This window comes from Variovorax sp. BGA-UO-ETr-C22 (assembly GCF_059567965.1).
This window is the reverse complement of the sequence record NZ_JCAQPA010000011.1, coordinates 3,110,291-3,126,128: the sequence shown is the minus strand read 5'-3', so window position 1 is coordinate 3,126,128 and position 15,838 is coordinate 3,110,291. Positions and strand designations below refer to the sequence as shown.

Annotated in this window: 15 protein-coding genes; 5 read left to right on the top strand and 10 right to left on the bottom strand. The window is 69.6% G+C overall.

Features of this window, described 5'->3' with window-relative positions; genetic code table 11:
• Positions 1-16: 16 nt before the first annotated feature.
• From panB to AC57B8_RS34885, 4 genes are all read right to left on the bottom strand, one after another.
• Positions 17-922 carry a 3-methyl-2-oxobutanoate hydroxymethyltransferase gene (gene panB, locus AC57B8_RS34900; RefSeq protein WP_496482155.1) on the bottom strand — a complete coding sequence of 302 codons (906 nt, stop codon included), beginning with the start codon at positions 920-922 and terminating at the stop codon, positions 17-19.
• A 72-nt stretch (positions 923-994) separates the two neighbouring features.
• Positions 995-2,578, bottom strand: coding sequence for an L-aspartate oxidase (gene nadB, locus AC57B8_RS34895; RefSeq protein ID WP_496482154.1), 1,584 nt, complete (start codon positions 2,576-2,578; stop codon positions 995-997).
• A gap of 20 nt (positions 2,579-2,598) precedes the next feature.
• Entirely contained in the window at positions 2,599-3,435 is an 837-nt protein-coding gene (locus tag AC57B8_RS34890; RefSeq protein ID WP_056578351.1) for a segregation and condensation protein A, read from the bottom strand.
• Positions 3,436-3,503: 68 nt separating this feature from the next.
• Positions 3,504-3,710 carry a DUF3460 family protein gene (locus tag AC57B8_RS34885; protein WP_062477114.1) on the bottom strand — a complete coding sequence of 69 codons (207 nt, stop codon included), beginning with the start codon at positions 3,708-3,710 and terminating at the stop codon, positions 3,504-3,506.
• Positions 3,711-3,749: 39 nt separating this feature from the next.
• Here AC57B8_RS34885 and AC57B8_RS34880 point away from each other — a divergent pair, with 39 nt between their 5' ends.
• Entirely contained in the window at positions 3,750-4,253 is a 504-nt protein-coding gene (locus AC57B8_RS34880; protein ID WP_062477116.1) for a hypothetical protein, read from the top strand.
• A gap of 3 nt (positions 4,254-4,256) precedes the next feature.
• On the opposite strand, the gene AC57B8_RS34875 is transcribed toward AC57B8_RS34880, so the two are convergent.
• Positions 4,257-5,936 carry a SulP family inorganic anion transporter gene (locus AC57B8_RS34875; protein ID WP_496482153.1) on the bottom strand — a complete coding sequence of 560 codons (1,680 nt, stop codon included), beginning with the start codon at positions 5,934-5,936 and terminating at the stop codon, positions 4,257-4,259.
• Between the two features lie 134 nt (positions 5,937-6,070).
• Here AC57B8_RS34875 and AC57B8_RS34870 point away from each other — a divergent pair, with 134 nt between their 5' ends.
• Positions 6,071-7,783, top strand: a complete 1,713-nt coding sequence (locus AC57B8_RS34870; RefSeq protein ID WP_496482152.1) for an enoyl-CoA hydratase-related protein — start codon at positions 6,071-6,073, stop codon at positions 7,781-7,783.
• 7 nt (positions 7,784-7,790) lie between these two features.
• Here AC57B8_RS34870 and AC57B8_RS34865 read toward each other — a convergent pair whose 3' ends face one another.
• Genes AC57B8_RS34865 through AC57B8_RS34850 form a run of 4 tightly spaced genes read right to left on the bottom strand, consistent with a single transcriptional unit; the run spans position 7,791 to position 10,970 of the window.
• Entirely contained in the window at positions 7,791-8,015 is a 225-nt protein-coding gene (locus AC57B8_RS34865) for a hypothetical protein (RefSeq protein ID WP_496482151.1), read from the bottom strand.
• Complete coding sequence (locus AC57B8_RS34860; protein ID WP_496482150.1) at positions 8,002-9,201, bottom strand: CaiB/BaiF CoA transferase family protein; 1,200 nt, start codon at positions 9,199-9,201, stop codon at positions 8,002-8,004. The genes AC57B8_RS34865 and AC57B8_RS34860 overlap by 14 nt, the downstream gene beginning before the upstream one ends.
• Complete coding sequence (locus AC57B8_RS34855; RefSeq protein WP_062478940.1) at positions 9,198-10,172, bottom strand: Bug family tripartite tricarboxylate transporter substrate binding protein; 975 nt, start codon at positions 10,170-10,172, stop codon at positions 9,198-9,200. Before AC57B8_RS34855 ends, AC57B8_RS34860 begins: the two co-directional genes overlap by 4 nt.
• A 42-nt stretch (positions 10,173-10,214) precedes the next feature.
• Positions 10,215-10,970 carry an enoyl-CoA hydratase/isomerase family protein gene (locus AC57B8_RS34850; protein ID WP_496482149.1) on the bottom strand — a complete coding sequence of 252 codons (756 nt, stop codon included), beginning with the start codon at positions 10,968-10,970 and terminating at the stop codon, positions 10,215-10,217.
• A 58-nt stretch (positions 10,971-11,028) separates the two neighbouring features.
• On the opposite strand from AC57B8_RS34850, the gene AC57B8_RS34845 reads away from it, so the two are divergent.
• Positions 11,029-11,700, top strand: a complete 672-nt coding sequence (locus AC57B8_RS34845; protein ID WP_062478945.1) for a GntR family transcriptional regulator — start codon at positions 11,029-11,031, stop codon at positions 11,698-11,700.
• Positions 11,701-11,720: 20 nt separating this feature from the next.
• On the opposite strand, the gene metG is transcribed toward AC57B8_RS34845, so the two are convergent.
• Positions 11,721-13,817: a methionine--tRNA ligase gene (gene metG, locus AC57B8_RS34840; RefSeq protein ID WP_496482148.1), complete on the bottom strand. Its 2,097-nt coding sequence runs from the start codon at positions 13,815-13,817 to the stop codon at positions 11,721-11,723.
• A gap of 225 nt (positions 13,818-14,042) precedes the next feature.
• Between metG and AC57B8_RS34835 the strand changes: the two genes are divergently transcribed.
• Complete coding sequence (locus AC57B8_RS34835; RefSeq protein WP_492734186.1) at positions 14,043-15,074, top strand: isocitrate/isopropylmalate family dehydrogenase; 1,032 nt, start codon at positions 14,043-14,045, stop codon at positions 15,072-15,074.
• A gap of 25 nt (positions 15,075-15,099) precedes the next feature.
• Positions 15,100-15,825, top strand: coding sequence for a phosphodiester glycosidase family protein (locus AC57B8_RS34830; RefSeq protein ID WP_496482147.1), 726 nt, complete (start codon positions 15,100-15,102; stop codon positions 15,823-15,825).
• Positions 15,826-15,838: the final 13 nt, after the last annotated feature.

The following is a 15,838-nucleotide window of genomic DNA, read 5'->3' as shown; positions in this document are numbered from 1 at the left end:
CGGTGTCCTTCTGTGCTTACCAGGCGTGGAGCCGGTCGTCGGGGAAGCTGCCGTTCTTCACGGCCTGCACGTAGGCCTGCAGCGCGGGCAGCACGCCCGGCGCATCGGCCATGAAGTTGCGCACGAACTTCGGCATCTTCCCGAGGTTGATGCCCAGCATGTCGTGCAGCACGAGCACCTGGCCCGCGGTGGCCTTGCCGGCGCCGATGCCGATGGTGGCGCAGTGTTTCAGCTCCGTGGTGAGTTCGGCGGCCAGCGCGGCCGGCACCATCTCGAGCACCAGCATGGCGGCGCCCGCGTCCTGCAGCGCGTGGGCCTGCTGCTTGAGCAGCGCGCCGGCGGTGTCGCCCTTGCCCTGCACGCGGTAGCCGCCGAGCGCATGCACGGTCTGCGGCGTCAGGCCCAGGTGGGCGCACACGGGAATGCCGCGCTCGACCAGGAAGCGCACCGTTTCGGTGGTCCAGCCACCGCCTTCGAGCTTGACCATGTGCGCGCCGGCCTGCATCAGCACGGTGGCGCTGGCCAGGGCCTGCTCGCGCGACTCCTGGTAGCTGCCGAAGGGCAGGTCGGCGATGAGCCAGATCGTGCCCTGCACGCGGCGCAGGCCGCGCGAGACGCTGTCGGTGTGATAGCGCATGGCTTCCAGGCTCACGCCCACGGTGCTGTTCAGGCCCTGGCAGACCATGCCCAGCGAGTCGCCGACCAGCAGGCAGTCAATGCCGGCCGCGTCGGCCATGGCCGCGAAGGTGGCGTCGTAGGCGGTGAGCATGGCGATCTTCTCGCCGCGCGCATGCATGTCGGCCAGCCGCGGCAGGCTCACGGGCTTGCGCTGCGCCAGGGGCGAGGCGGGCGGCAGCGTGCCGTAGGGCGAGGCGGGCGGGGCTTCGGACGGTGGGGTGGGTGGGGTAGGGGTGTTCGACATGGTTGGCTTTCTCCCTGCGGGCGTCGGTGGCCGGGCATCCTGAGGGTGATCGAAAGGTGACGAAGGGTGGGCTCAGTCGACCGGCGGCACCAGCACGGTGGGTGCGGTGGGCTCGGCCAGCGAAGGGTAATCGCGACTGAAATGCAGGCCACGGCTCTCGTGGCGGGCCTGCGCGGAACGCACGATCAGCTCGGCCACCTGCACCAGGTTGCGCAGTTCGAGCAGGTCGCGCGTGACGTGGAAGTTCGCGTAGAACTCCTGGATCTCGGCCTGCAGCAGCGCGATGCGGTGGCTCGCACGCTCCAGGCGCTTGTTGGTGCGCACGATGCCGACGTAGTCCCACATGAAGCGGCGCAGCTCGTCCCAGTTGTGCGAGATGACCACGGCTTCGTCGGCGTCGGTGACGCGGCTTTCGTCCCAAGCGGGCAGCGCGGCGCGTTCGCGCGACGGGGCCTGCGCAATGGCGTCGGCCGCGGCGCGTGCGAACACCATGCATTCGACCAGCGAGTTGCTGGCCAGCCGGTTGGCGCCGTGCAGGCCGGTGCAGGCGGTTTCGCCGATGGCGTACAGGCCCGGGATGTCGGTGCGACCAGCCAGGTCGCTGAGCACGCCGCCGCAGGTGTAGTGCGCGGCGGGTACGACGGGAATCGGCTCGCGCGTGATGTCGATGCCCAGCTCCAGGCAGCGCGCCAGGATGTTGGGGAAGTGTTCTTTCAGGAACGCGGGCGGCTGGTGCGAGATGTCGAGGTACACGCAGTCCAGGCCGTGCTTCTTCATCTCGAAGTCGATGGCGCGGGCCACCACGTCGCGCGGCGCGAGTTCGGCGCGTTCGTCGTGCCTGGGCATGAAGCGCGTGCCGTCGGGCAACTTGAGCAGGCCGCCTTCGCCGCGCACCGCCTCGCTGATCAGGAACGACTTGGCGTGCGGGTGGTACAGGCAGGTCGGGTGGAACTGGATGAACTCCAGGTTCGACACCCGGCAGCCCGCGCGCCAGGCGGCGGCAATGCCGTCGCCGGTGGCGGTGTCGGGGTTGGTGGTGTACAGGTACACCTTGCCCGCGCCGCCCGTCGCCAGGATGGTGTGCGGCGCGCGGAAGGCCAGCACCTCGTCGGTCTCGTCGTCCAGCGCGTACAGGCCCTGGCACGACGGATCGGTCAACCCGAGCTTGGTGCCGGTGACCAGGTCGACCAAGGTGTGGTGCTCGAACAGCGTGATGTTCGGCGTGCGGCGCACGCGCTCGATGAGCACCTGCTGCACGGCCGCGCCGGTGGCGTCGGTCACGTGCACGATGCGGCGCTGGCTGTGGCCGCCTTCGCGCGTCAGGTGCAGGTCGCCGCCTTCTTCCGAGAAGGGCACGCCCAGTTCGCGCAACCAGCCGATGGCCTGCGGCGCGCCCTCGACCACGAAGCGCGTGGCCTCGGGGTCGCACAGGCCGGCGCCGGCCACCAGCGTGTCTTCCACGTGGGCGTCGAAGCTGTCGCCCGCCGCCAGCACGGCCGCGATGCCGCCCTGGGCCCAGGCGCTGGAGCCGTCGTTCAGCGCGCGCTTGGTGAGCACGGCCACGCGGTGCGTGGGGGCCAGGTGCAGCGCGGCGGAGAGGCCGGCAAGGCCGCTGCCGACGATGAGGACGTCGAAGTCGCGAACGGCGGAAGTCACAGGCGTGGGAACCGGTTGGGTCAGGCCGGCGAGTAGGCCAGTCGGACGTAGATGGGGGCGAAGGCCTCGGCCTGCGTGATGTCGATCAGCGTCTCCTTCGCGAGCTCGAGCATCGCGATGAAGGTGACGATCAGCACCGGCACGCCGCGCGAGACGTCGAAGAGCTTCTCGAACTCGACGAAGCGCTGGCCCTGCAGGTGGCGCAGCACGATGCTCATGTGCTCGCGCACGTTGAGTTCCTCGCGCGAGATCTTGTGGTGCTGCACGAGCTTGGCGCGCTTCATGATGTCGGCCCAGGCGTCGCGCAGCTCGACCACGTCGACGTCGGGAAAGCGCGGCTTGATCGACTGCTCGATGTAGACCTGGGCCTTCCAGAAGTCGCGCCCGTAGGTCGGCAGCGCGCTGATGGCGGCGGCCTGCAGCTTGGTCTGCTCGTACTCCATGAGCCGGCGAACCAGCTCGGCGCGCGGGTCTTCGGCCTCTTCGCCGTCGGCCACCTTCTTGGGCGGCAACAGCATGCGCGACTTGATCTCGATCAGCATCGCGGCCATCAGCAGGTATTCGGCCGCGAGCTCGAGGTTGGTCTGGCGGATCTCGTCGACGTAGCTCAGGTACTGCCGCGTCAGGCCCGCCATCGGGATGTCGAGGATGTTGAAGTTCTGCTTGCGGATCAGGTACAGCAACAGGTCCAGCGGGCCCTCGAAGGCCTCCAGGAAGACCTGCAGCGCCTCGGGCGGGATGTACAGGTCCTTCGGCATCGCGAACAGCGGCTCGCCATAGAGCCGGGCCAGGGCGACCTGGTCGACGACCTCGGGCATGCTGGCCACGATCGTGCCGTTGTCCTCGTCTGCGCTCATGAGGAGGTTGCTATCAACTTAATAGCTGTGCGCGCAGGCTGGGCGGCGGGATGCCGGGTGGGCACCATTCACTTGGGTTGGGTCTGGTAGACGTACGGCTGCATCGGCACGCGCGCTTCGCTGTACTCCTCGAGCAGGCTGCGGTCGAGGTGCTTGTCCCACAGCAGGGCGCGGCCGGCGCGCTGTTCGGCCTCGAGCGTCGGCTTCTTTTGCTTCATCTCCTCGATGAAGTTCGTGATCTCGGAGGTGTAGTGGGGGCGGCGGAAGATGGACATAGACTGGACCTTTATCGCTCGAATTTTACCGGGGACGGCATGCAACGATTTCAGAAGGGCCGGATCGGCCTCGTGGCAGGACTGCTGGCGGCGCTGATCGGGCTCGCGGGCTGCGATCCGCAGCGCATCAGCGAACTCGAAGAAGGCGTCTCGACCGAGGCCGACGTGCGTGCGCGTTTCGGCGAACCCGAGAACGTCTGGGACGTGCCCAACGGCCGCGTGCTGGAGTTCAACCGCCAGCCGCAGGGCCAGAAGAACTACATGATCACCATCGGCGCCGACGGCAAGATGAGCGCGCTGCGCCAGGTGCTCACGCCCGAGAACTTCGCCAAGGTGCAGCCCGGCATGATGATGGAAGACCTGCGCAAGCTGCTGGGCAAGCCGGCCAAGGTCACGCCCTATGCGCTCAAGCGCGAGACCGAATGGGAATGGCGCTGGGTGCAGCCACCGAATTCGTCGATGGTCTTCACCGCCACGCTGAACGACGACCAGCGCGTGGTGCGCAGCGGGTCGTCGCCCGACCGGGGCACCGAGGCGCCCTGACAGCTACGCGCCGTGCGACGCGCCGGGCTGGCCTGTCGTCAATTCCTCGGCAAAGCCCGAACGCTCCAGCACCTCCAGCGGCTGCGGCTGCAGCGACTCGATGCGCAGCAATCCGTCGCGCGCCAGCACTGCCCGGTGCAACTGCCGCAGCGCATCGACGCCGGTGGCATCGATGTAGATCAGGTGCGTGGCGTCCAGCACCAGCGTCATGCCGCGCGGCGCGCGCTCCGCGGCGTTCACTGCTTCGTCGAGCTTGGCCGCTGCGCCGAAGAACATCGCGCCGTACAGCCGGTAGGTGAGCACCGGCGGCTGCAGCGTCACCAGCTCGACGCTGAACAGCCCGCTCATGCGCCGGATGAAGAGCGCGCACGCCAGCACGATGCCCACCTGCACCGCCACCGTGAGGTCGAACACCACCGTGAGGAAGAAGGTGCCGAGCATCAGCAGGCGGTAGTGGCGGCTGAAGTGGCGCAGCTGGCCGGGCGTGAACTCGCGCCATTCGCCCATGTTCAGCCCGACGAACACCAGGATGCCCGCCAGCACCGCGAGCGGCACATGGCGCGCCAGCGGCGCCGCCAGCAGCACCACGACCAGCAGCGTGACCGCATGCACGATGCCCGCAATCGGTGAGCTGCCGCCGGAGCGGATGTTGGTCACGGTGCGCGCGATGGTGCCCGTGGCCGGCATGCCGCCGAAGAAGGGCGTGACCAGGTTGGCGATGCCCTGTGCCATCAGCTCCTGGTTGGGGTCGTGGCGCGGCTGGCCGCTGACCTGGTCGGCCACGCGCGCGCACAGCAGCGACTCGATGGCGCCGAGCAGCGCGATGGTCAGCGTCGGCGTCACCAGCTGCTTGACGGTCTCCCACGAGAAATCGGGCAGCGCGAAGGCCGGCACGCCCTCGGGAATGCCGCCGAAGCGCGTGCCGATGGTCTCCACCGGCAGCGCGAAGCCCCACGACACCAGCGTGAGCGACACCAGCGCGACGATCGGCCCGGGGATGCGCCCGACCATCTGCACCGGGCGCGTCTGCACCCAGCGCCCGCCCACGCGCTGCACCGCCCGCGCCAGCGCCGAGTCGCCGCGAAACAGCCGCGACCACGCCAGCAGCCCGAGCACGCAGGCCAGCCCGAGCGCGAAGGCATGCGGGTTGAAGGTGTCCAGCCGCAGCGCCATCGCGTGCAGCTGCGAGAACACGTCGGCTGGCATGCGCTCCACCGTGAGGCCCAGCAGGTCTTTCAGCTGCGACAGCAGGATCAGCACCGCGATGCCGTTGGTGAAGCCCACCACGATCGACAGCGGCACGAAGCGCACCAGCCGCCCGAGCCCGAACAGCCCCGCCATGAACAGCAGCACGCCCGCGCAGGCGGTGGCGATCAGCAGGTTGGCCACGCCGTAGCGCTCGACGATGCCGTAGACGATCACGATGAACGCGCCCGCCGGGCCGCCGATCTGCACGGCCGAGCCGCCCAGCAGCGAGATCAGGAAGCCCGCGATGATCGCCGTCCAGATGCCCGCCTCGGGCTTGAGCCCCGAGGCGATGGCAAAGGCCATGGCCAGCGGCAGCGCCACGATGCCCACCGTGGCGCCCGCGCCGAGGTCTCCCAGGAACCGCCCCCGGTCGTAGCCGGCCATCGTGTCCAGCAGGCGGGGGCGAAAGCGGGTGAGGTGCAGCGGCGACGACATGTGCGGTCATTGTGGCCCGGCCGTCGCGGCGGCCCCGCGATGTCCCGGCGGTGAGTACTTTCAGTCAGCTTATCGGCGGCGAGGCTGGCAGATACATTTTTGACGTTTTGAAACAAACGTCAATGAGGTCGCCCATGCACATCCTGCTCGTCGCGAGCGCGTTCAACAGCCTCACGCAGCGCGTGCTGGCCGAGCTCCAGGACCGGGGCCACACCGCGGGCCTCGTGCTGGCGCTCGGTGACGACGAGGCGCTGCGTGAAGCCGTGCGCCAGCACGCGCCGGCACTGGTCGTTGCGCCGATGCTGACCACGGCGATTCCCGAGGACGTCTGGCGCGCCCACACCTGCCTGATCGTGCACCCGGGCCCGCCCGGCGACCGGGGCCCGTCCTCGCTCGACCGGACGTTGCAGGGCGGCGTCGACAGCTGGGGCGTCACCGTGCTCGAGGCCGTGGCCGAGATGGACGCGGGCGATGTCTGGGCCTGGTCGCCGCTGAAGGTGCCGCCGCAGGCCGGCAAGAGCGACCTGTACCGCGGCGAGGTGGCCGATGCCGCCGTCGACGCCGTGCTGCTGGCCGTCGAGCGCTTCGCCTCGGGCACGTACAAGCCGAAGCGGCAGAAGGCGGCCGACCTCGCCGCCGGCTGGCGGCCGTTCATGAAGCAGGCCGAGCGCCGCATCGACTGGGCCACGCAGACCACCGAATCGGTGCTGCGGCAGCTGCGCGCGGCCGATTCGCAGCCCGGCGTGCTCGACGAGCTGCTGGGCACGGCGTGGTTCCTGCACGGTGGCCATGCCGAGGACGAGTTGCGCGGCACGCCCGGCGAACTGATCGCCACCCGCGCCGGCGCCGTCTGCCGCGCCACCGTCGACGGCGCGGTCTGGCTCACCCAGCTGCGGCCCTGGCGCGAGCCGGGTTCCGGCCTGCCGAGCTACAAGCTGCCGGCTGTCGAGGCGCTGGGCGCGCGGCTGCCTGCCGGCCTGCCCGAGATGCCCGCGCCGCTCGAACTGCCGGCCAGTCGCCGCACCTGGAGCGACATCCGCTACCGCGAGCACGGGCCGGTCGGCGTGCTGAACTTCTCGTTCGCGGGCGGGGCCATGAGCACCGCGCAATGCCGGCGTCTGCTGGCTGCCTACCGCTTCGCCTGCACCCGGCCGACCTCGGTGCTGGTGCTCGGCGGGCTGCGCGACTTCTTCTCCAACGGCATCCACCTGAACGTGATCGAGGCGGCGGCCGATCCGGCCGAGGAGTCGTGGGCCAACATCCACGCCATGAACGACCTGGTCGAGGCTGTGCTCACGACCACCGACCGACTCACCGTGGCCGCGCTTGGCGGCAATGCCGCGGCGGGCGGCGTGATGCTCGCGCTCGCGGCCGACGAGGTGTGGTGCCGCGACGGCGTGGTGCTCAACCCGCACTACAAACTCATGGGCCTGCACGGCTCCGAGTACTGGACCTACAGCCTGCCGCGCCGCGTGGGCGCCGACGAGGCCGCGCGGCTCACGCAGTCGGCGCTGCCCGTGAGCGCCAAGCGCGCGGTGGCGCTGGGCCTGGCGCAGCGCGTGCTGCAGGCCGCGCCGGAAGAACTGGGTGACGAGGTCGGCCGGCTGGCCGCGCAACTGGCGGCATCGCCGGACCTGGCCGCGCGCCTGGCGGACAAGCAGGCGGCGCGTGCCCGCGATGAAGCAGCCAAGCCGCTGCAGGCCTACCGCGACGAGGAACTGGCGCACATGCGGCGCAATTTCTTCGATCCGGCCGAGCCGCACGCGGCGCTGCGCTCGGCCTTCGTGCGCAAGGAAAAAGCGCAGCACACGCCCGCGCACCTCGCGGCGCTGGGCCTGCCGCGCTGAGCGGCCGTCAGTCCTTGCTGTCGGGAATCACCGCGTCGGCCGCCGCGCCCACCACCTTGCCGGTGATGCGCGCGGTGCCGATGGCGGCATCGGCCGCGAGGCCGACCGCGCCGGCGCCCACGCTCACGGCGGTGCTCGCGACGCTGACCACCGCGCAGCCGCTCAGCAGCAGCGCACTCGCGAGGCCGAGCGCGGAAAGGACGAAGGGGCGGGGGCGGTCACTGCGTTGCATGGGCGGATTCTGCACCCGCAGCGCTGGATCGGGCGAGCGACGCCAGGATCGCCTCGCGGTCCTGGTCCAGCCGCGGCGGCTGCCGTCGCACTTGCGTGCGCAGCCCGCCGACGTGCACCGGGTTGCCCGCCACCGTGAGCGGCTGGCCGCCCTGCGTGCGCACCTGCACCAGCATCTCGCGCGCCTGCACCTGCGGGTCGTTCACCACCGCCGCCACGTCGTTGTAGTCGCCGGTGGGGATGTTGTGCTGCATCAGCAGCGCCTGCCAGTGCGCGCAGGGCGCGGTCGACAGGCGCTCTTCGAGCAGTTGCTTGAGCGCCTCGTGGTGCTGGCAGCGCGCCGGGTTGGTGGCAAAGCGCGCGTCCCCGGCGAGCGCGGGCAGCTCGAGCGCAGTGCACAGGCGCTGGAACAGCGCGTCGTTGCCCGCCGCGATCACGAACCAGCCGTCGGCCGCGCGGAACACGTCGAAGGGCGTGATCGACGGGTGCCGCGAGCCGATCGGCCCCGGCGCGCGGCCCTCGGCCTCCATGCGCGAGATCGCGTTCTCGAGCAGCGCGACCTGGCAGTCGAGCATGGCCACGTCGACCCGGTCCCCCAGCCCGGTGCGCCCGCGCTGCAGCAGCGCGGCCTGCGTGCCGACGGCCGCGTACAGCCCGGCGCCCAGGTCGCCGATCGACACGCCCACGCGCGTCGGCGGCGCGCCCGGGTGGCCGGTGAGGCTCATGATGCCGCCCATCGCCTGCACCACCATGTCGTAGGCGGGGCGCTTGCTGTAAGGCCCGGTCTGGCCGAAGCCCGAGACCGAGGTGAACACGAGTTTCGGAAAGCGCGCATGCAGCGTCGGCCAGTCGTAGCCCAGCTTTTCCATCGTGCCGGGCCGGAAGTTCTCGACCAGCACGTCGGCCGTGGCCAGCAGCTGCTCGAAGACCGCGCGGTCGGCCGGCGCCTTCAGGTCGAGCGCGATCGACTCCTTGTTGCGGTTGACCGACATGAAGTAGGCCGAGTCGCCCTCGACGAAGGGGCCGATCTGCCGCGCGTCGTCGCCCAGGCCGGGTTGTTCCACCTTGATGACGCGCGCGCCCAGGTCGGCGAGCAGCAGCGTGCAGTACGGGCCCGCGAGCACGCGCGTGAGGTCGATGACGGTGAAGCCCTGCAGCGGGCCTGCCTTGGGTGCGTGCGCGGTCATTCGACGCTCGCGCCCGAGCGCTCGGTGAGTTCCTTCGACTTCGCGCCTTCGGCCAAGGCCCAGGCACGGAATTCGGCCAGTGACTTCGAGGGCGCCGACTCGTTGCCCGACTTCTCCATCCGCGCCTTGACCTCGGGATCGTTCAGCGCCGCCACGCTGGCGTCGAACAGCTTCTGCGCCACCTCCGGCGGCAGGCCGGCCGGGCCGAAGAGGCCGAACCAGAAGGTGTAGTCGTAGCCCTTCACGCCGGCCTCGGCCACGCTGGGCACGTCGGGAAAGAGCGGCGAGCGCTGGCCCGAGGTGACGGCCAGCACGCGCAGCTTCTGGCCCTGCGCCATCGGCAGCACCGAGGGCGGCGTGCCGAAGGTGAGCTGCACGTCGCCCGCAGCCACGGCCTGGATCGACGGCGCGCCGCCCTTGTACGGCACGTGCAGCATCTGCACGCCGGCCGCCTTCTCGAACGACAGGCCTGCCAGGTGCGTCACCACGCCCGCGCCCGACGACGAGTACGCCAGCTTGCCGGGGTTCTGCCGCGCCTCGGCGATCAGCGCCTGCACGGTCTTGGCGCTCACGTCCTTGTTCACCGCGAGCAGCATCGGCGCGGAGCTCCAGCGCGAGATCGGCACGAAGCTTTTCGCGCCGTCGTACTTCACGCTCTTGTAGAGCAGCTTGTCGCTGCCGTAGAGGTTGGCGCTGCCCAGCAGCAGCGTGTAGCCGTCGGGCGCGGCGCGCGCGACCTGGTCCGATGCGATGGTGGTGCCGGCGCCCGGCTTGTTGTCGATGACGATCGGCTGGCCGAGCAGCTTGCCCAGCTTGTCGCCGACGATGCGCGCCACGGTGTCGGCGCCGCCGCCGGCGGGGAAGCCCACCAGCAACGTGATCGGGCGCGAGGGATAGGTGTCGGCCAGTGCGCCGGCCGAGGCCAGCAGCGCGGCGGCGGCGAACGAGAGGGCTCGCAGTTCTTGCTTCATGGGTTTGTCTCCTGGGTCTTGTGTAGGGAAGGGCGGGCGCGCTCAGCGGCCCTGGAACACCGGCGTGCGCTTCTCGCGCCAGGCCCGGCCGCCCTCGGCGAGGTCTTCGGAGGCGACGGTGCGCTGCACCTCGCGCGAGATCTCGGTGGCGTCGGCGGTGCCGCGCGCGATCTGGTTCAGGTGCTTCTTCATGCCCAGCAGCGCCAGCGGCGCCATGCCGGCGAGCACGGTGCGCAGGCGCTGCACCTCGGTGTCGAGCGCGGCGGCGTCGTCGACCAGCTGCGTGAGAAAGCCGCAGTCGCGCATGGCGGCGCCGTCGAGCTTCTCGGCGGTGAGAAAGAGGCGCTTGGCCGTGTCCAGCCCCAGCCGCGACACGTAGCGCTCCATGCCGCTCTGGTAGTAGTGCAGGCCGAGCCGGGCGGCCGGCATGAACATCTCGGCGGCGCGGGCGCCCACGCGGAAATCGCAGGCCAGCACGAGGTCGGTCGCGCCGCCGTAGACGCCGCCGTGCACCGCCGCGATGGTGACGGCGCGGCAGTTTTCGAACACATCGACCATCTCGCCGAAGCTGCGGCCCTCGGTCTGGCTCTGGGTGGCCACCTCTGATATATCAAACCCGCTGCAGAAGTACTTGCCCTCGGCGCGCAGGACCAGCACCAGCACCTCGGGCGTGCGGTTCACTGTGTCCACATGCTGGATCAGCACAGGAAGATCGTCCGGCGTGAGCTTGTTGGCGGCCTGGGGACGGTGCAGCGTCAGATAGGCCACGTGGCCGTCGATCGCAAGGGTGGGAGACATTGATGTACCAAACAGATGAATTGATATATCTGTAAGGTTAGCTAATATCCAGATCGCCATGCAACCCGCGAAAACCCTCGACACCCACAGCCTGCAGGACCGCATTCGCGCCCGGCTCGAACAAGACATCCTGGGCGGCGTGCTGTCGCCCGGCATGGCCATCGACGAAAAGGCCCTGGCCCTGAGCTTCAACACTTCGCGCACGCCGGTGCGCGAGGCGCTGCTGCTGCTGAGTGCGCGCGGGCTGGTCGACATCGTTCCGCGCACCGGCATATACGTGCGCCAGCTGCGGGCGAACGAACTGGTGGCGATGATGGAAGCGCTCGGCGAGCTCGAAGGCGTGCTGGCGCGGCTGGCCGCGCTGCGCATCGGCCCGGCGCTGCGCGAGGAGCTGCTGCGTGCCCTGGCCGGCACCGCCGCGCAGGCGCAGGCGGACGATGCCGAGGCCTACCAGCAGGCCAACGCCGCGCTGCACGACGTGATCTACCGCGCCAGCGGCAACCCTTTCATCGTGGAGCAGGCGCAGACCGTGCGGCTGCGCATCTCGGCCTACCGCGGGCGGATGTTCGAGAAGCCCGGCCGGCTCGCCGCTTCACAGCGGGAGCATGAACGGGTGGTCGAGTGGATTCTGAAAGGCCACGCGGACAACGCCGCGGAGGCGATGCGCGACCACATCTCGGTGGGCGGCAAGGTGTTTGCCGACCTCGTGTTGAACAACAAGTTCGGCTAGTTCTTCTTTGCGTCGTCGGGTCAGCGCACGCGCATGCCCGGTGTCGCGCCCGCCCAGGGCTCGAGCACGTGGATGCCCGGGTGGGCCTTTTCGTCGCCGTGGCTCGCGGCCAGCACCATGCCTTCGCTGACGCCGAACTTCATCTTGCGCGGTGCGAGGTTGGCGACCAGCACGGTGAGCTTGCCCACGAGCTGCTCGGGCTGGTAGGCCGAGGCGATGCCGCTGAACACGTTGCGCGTCTTGCCTTCGCCCGCGTCGAGCGTCAGGCGCAGCAGCTTGGTCGAGCCCTCGACCTTCTCGCAGGCCACGATCTTCGCGATGCGCAGGTCGATCTTCGCGAAGTCGTCGATGGTGATGGTCGGCGCGATGGCTTCGCCGCCGGGCAGCTCCTGCGCTTCGGTGGCGACGGGTGCGGCAGCCGCGGCTTCGGGCACGTCGAACAGCTTGTCGACCTGCTTGGGGTCGGCGCGCTGCATCAGGTGCTTGTAGTCGCCGATGGCGTGGCCGGCCGGCAGGGCCTGCGCCGCGTCGGCCCAGGTCAGCGGGGCGATCTTCAGGAAGGCCTCGACGTTCATGGCCAGCGCCGGCAGCACGGGCTTCAGGTACAGCGTGAGCAGGCGGAAGGCCTCGATGCACACCGTGCACACGTCGTGCAGGCGCGCCTCGGCGCCTTCCTTCTTGGCCAGTTCCCAGGGCTTGTTCTGGTCGACGTACTCGTTCACCTTGTCGGCCAGTGCCATCACCTCGCGCAGCGCGCGGGCGTAGTCGCGGCCGTCGTACAGCGACTGCACCTGCGTGGCGGCGGCGCGCAGCGTGGACAGCAGCGTTTCGCCGTCGGCCGACACCGCACCCAGCTGGCCGCCGAAGCGCTTGCCGATGAAGCCGGCCGCGCGGCTGGCGATGTTGATGTACTTGCCCACGAGGTCGCTGTTGACGCGCGCCACGAAGTCGTCGGGATTGAAGTCGATGTCCTCGTTGCGGCCGTTGAGCTTGGCGGCGATGTAGTAGCGCAGCCATTCGGGGTCGAGTCCGATCGACAGGTACTTGAGCGGGTCGATGCCGGTGCCGCGGCTCTTGCTCATCTTCTCGCCGCTCACCGTCAGGTGGCCGTGCACGTACACGGCGTTGGGTGCCTTGCGGCCGCTGAAATGCAGCATCGCGGGCCAGAACAGCGTGTGGAAGGTGATGATGTCCTTGCCGATGAAGTGCACCTGCTCCAGCTCGGGGTCGGCCATGTACTCGGTGTACGAGATGCCGTCGCCGCCCAGCTCGATGCAGCGCTTGTCCAGCAGGTTCTTCAGCGACGCGAGGTAGCCCACGGGCGCGTCGAGCCACACGTAGAAGTACTTGCCCGGCGCATCGGGGATCTCGATGCCGAAGTAGGGCGCGTCGCGGCTGATGTCCCAGTCGCCCAGGCCGCCCTTGCCTTCGTCGTCCTTGTAGAGCCACTCGCGGATCTTGTTCTGCACCTCGGGCTGCACGTGGCCGGGGGCGGCGGTCCATTCCTTCAGGTAGGCCTCGCAGCGCGGGTCCGACAGCTTGAAGAAGAAGTGCTCCGAGCTGCGCAGCTCGGGCTTGGCGCCCGACAGCGCCGAGTAGGGGTTGATCAGCTCGGTGGGCGCGTACACGGCGCCGCACACCTCGCAGTTGTCGCCGTACTGGTCCTTCGAATGGCAGTTGGGGCACTCGCCCTTGATGAAGCGGTCGGCCAGGAACATGCCCTTGGCCGGGTCGTAGAACTGCTCGACGCTCTTGGTCTCGATGAGGCCGTTGGCGCGCAGGTCGCGGTAGATGTCCTGCGCCAGCTGGTGGTTCTCGGGCGCGTCGGTCGAGTGCCAGTTGTCGAAGGCGATGTGGTAGCCATCGAGGTAGGGCTTGCGGCCCGCGGCGATCTCGGCCACGAAGGCCTGCGGCGTCACGCCGGCCTTGTCGGCCGCGATGGTGATGGCCGCGCCGTGCGCGTCGTCGGCGCACACGAAGTTGACGTCGGCGCCATTCATTCGCTGGTTCCGCACCCAGATGTCGGCCTGGATGTATTCCATCATGTGGCCGATGTGGAACTTGCCGTTGGCATACGGCAGGGCGGTGGTGACGAAGAGCTTGCGCGGGGCGGACATCGGGGAGGGCGCTTTCGGGAGTGACGAACGGAAGGGGCGCGGGGCCCGTGGAGGCGGCCAGGGCCGCGTCCGGAAACCGGGCATTTTAGGCGGCGCGTCCCGCAGCCGCCGCCATGGGGCTGCTCACCCCGCCGGCGGGGTACCCGGAGTGACCCCTGAGCCCACGGGGGTGTCGCCCGTGCGACGTATGCTCGCAGCCTCTTTACTGAAAGTGAGCCGCCGCCGATGACCACCTCGATTCCCGCAACCCTCATCCCCGGCGACGGCATCGGCCCCGAGATCGTCGACGCGACCCTGGCGGCGCTCGACGCGCTGAAGGCGCCTTTCGTGTGGGACACCCAGATCGCCGGCCTGGGCGGCGTCAAGGCCTCGGGCGACCCGCTGCCCAAGGCCACGCTGGACAGCATCCGCAGCACCCGCCTGGCGCTCAAGGGCCCGCTGGAAACCCCCTCGGGCGGGGGCTACCGCTCGTCGAACGTGCGCCTGCGCGAGGAGTTCCAGCTGTACGCCAACCTGCGCCCCGCGCGCACCATCATCCCGGGCGGTCGCTACGACAACATCGACCTGACCGTGGTGCGCGAGAACCTCGAGGGCCTGTACATCGGCCACGAGCACTACGTGCCCATCGACGGCGACCCGCACGCCGTGGCCATGGCCACCGGCGTCAACACCCGCAAGGGCAGCCGCCGCATCCTCGAATACGCGTTCGACACCGCCGTGGCCACCGGCCGCAAGAAGGTCACGCTGGTGCACAAGGCCAACATCATGAAGGCGCTCACCGGCATCTTCCTGGAGACCGGCCTGGACCTGTACGAAGAGAAGTACAAGGGCCAGTTCGAGCTCGACACCGTGATCATCGACGCCTGCGCGATGAAGCTGGTGCTCAACCCCTGGCAGTTCGACATGCTGGTGACCACCAACCTGTTCGGCGACATCCTCTCGGACCTCGTGGCCGGCCTGGTCGGCGGCCTGGGCATGGCGCCCGGCGCCAACATCGGCACCAACGCCGCGATCTTCGAGGCCGTGCACGGCTCGGCGCCCGACATCGCCGGCAAGGGCATCGCCAACCCGATCGCGCTGATGCTGGCGGCCGCGCTCATGCTCGATCACGTCAAGCGGCCCGAGCTGGCCACGCGCCTGCGCACCGCCATCGACCAGACGCTCAACCTGGACAACGTGCGCACCGGCGACCTCGGCGGCAGCGCCGGCACGGCGGCCTTCACGAAGGCGCTGGTCGCACGCATCCACGGCGGCTGAGAAAAAAAGCAGCGCAGGTCGTCGCATGAAGAAACTGCTGCTGCCTGCGCTGGTCTTCCTGCTCGCCGGCCTGGCGTGGTCCGCCGCCGGCGCCGTGGACGCGCCGCCGCGCTACACCGTCGTCAAGGTCGACCTGCGCACCGACAAGCTCTCGCTGTTCCTGAACGACGACACCGGCGCCGCCTTCAAGCGCTTCGACCGGCTCGAGGCCTGGCTGAAGGCGCGCCACAAGCAATTGCTGTTCGCGGTGAACGCCGGCATGTACCACGCCGACTTCGCACCCGTCGGGCTGCTGGTGCGCGAAAGCCGTGAAGAAGCGCCTTTGAACCTGGCCGACGGCGTCGGCAATTTCTTTCGCAAGCCCAATGGCGTGTTCCTGGTGACGGCCGAGGGGCCCCGCATCGTCGAGGCGTCGGAGTACCCGGCGATCGCCGCGAAAGGCGGCGTGCAGCTGGCGACCCAGTCGGGCCCGCTGCTGCTGCGCCACGGCGCGGTGCACCCGGCGCTCATTCCGAATTCGGATTCGCGCAAGACGCGCAACGGCGTGTGCGTGTCGGGCACCACCGCGATCTTCGTCCTTGCCGAGACGCCGGTGAACTTCTACGACTTCGCGCTGTACTTGCGCGACGTGCTGCATTGCCGCGACGCGCTGTACCTCGACGGCACCGTGTCGGCGATCTATTCGAAGACACTGCAGCGCAACGACTTCGTGCGCGACCTCGGGCCGATGCTGGCCGTGGTGGCGCCCTGAGGCCCGGCTGCTT

Excerpts from the sequence above, each read along its gene's own strand:
- panB (WP_496482155.1), bottom strand. The coding sequence starts at position 922 with ATGTCGAACACCCCTACCCCACCCACCCCACCGTCCGAAGCCCCGCCC.
- AC57B8_RS34890 (WP_056578351.1), bottom strand. The coding sequence starts at position 3,435 with ATGAGCGCAGACGAGGACAACGGCACGATCGTGGCCAGCATGCCCGAG.
- AC57B8_RS34885 (WP_062477114.1), bottom strand. The coding sequence starts at position 3,710 with ATGTCCATCTTCCGCCGCCCCCACTACACCTCCGAGATCACGAACTTC.
- AC57B8_RS34880 (WP_062477116.1), top strand. The coding sequence starts at position 3,750 with ATGCAACGATTTCAGAAGGGCCGGATCGGCCTCGTGGCAGGACTGCTG.
- AC57B8_RS34875 (WP_496482153.1), bottom strand. The coding sequence starts at position 5,936 with ATGTCGTCGCCGCTGCACCTCACCCGCTTTCGCCCCCGCCTGCTGGAC.
- AC57B8_RS34870 (WP_496482152.1), top strand. The coding sequence starts at position 6,071 with ATGCACATCCTGCTCGTCGCGAGCGCGTTCAACAGCCTCACGCAGCGC.
- AC57B8_RS34865 (WP_496482151.1), bottom strand. The coding sequence starts at position 8,015 with ATGCAACGCAGTGACCGCCCCCGCCCCTTCGTCCTTTCCGCGCTCGGC.
- AC57B8_RS34860 (WP_496482150.1), bottom strand. The coding sequence starts at position 9,201 with ATGACCGCGCACGCACCCAAGGCAGGCCCGCTGCAGGGCTTCACCGTC.
- AC57B8_RS34855 (WP_062478940.1), bottom strand. The coding sequence starts at position 10,172 with ATGAAGCAAGAACTGCGAGCCCTCTCGTTCGCCGCCGCCGCGCTGCTG.
- AC57B8_RS34850 (WP_496482149.1), bottom strand. The coding sequence starts at position 10,970 with ATGTCTCCCACCCTTGCGATCGACGGCCACGTGGCCTATCTGACGCTG.
- AC57B8_RS34845 (WP_062478945.1), top strand. The coding sequence starts at position 11,029 with ATGCAACCCGCGAAAACCCTCGACACCCACAGCCTGCAGGACCGCATT.
- metG (WP_496482148.1), bottom strand. The coding sequence starts at position 13,817 with ATGTCCGCCCCGCGCAAGCTCTTCGTCACCACCGCCCTGCCGTATGCC.
- AC57B8_RS34835 (WP_492734186.1), top strand. The coding sequence starts at position 14,043 with ATGACCACCTCGATTCCCGCAACCCTCATCCCCGGCGACGGCATCGGC.
- AC57B8_RS34830 (WP_496482147.1), top strand. The coding sequence starts at position 15,100 with ATGAAGAAACTGCTGCTGCCTGCGCTGGTCTTCCTGCTCGCCGGCCTG.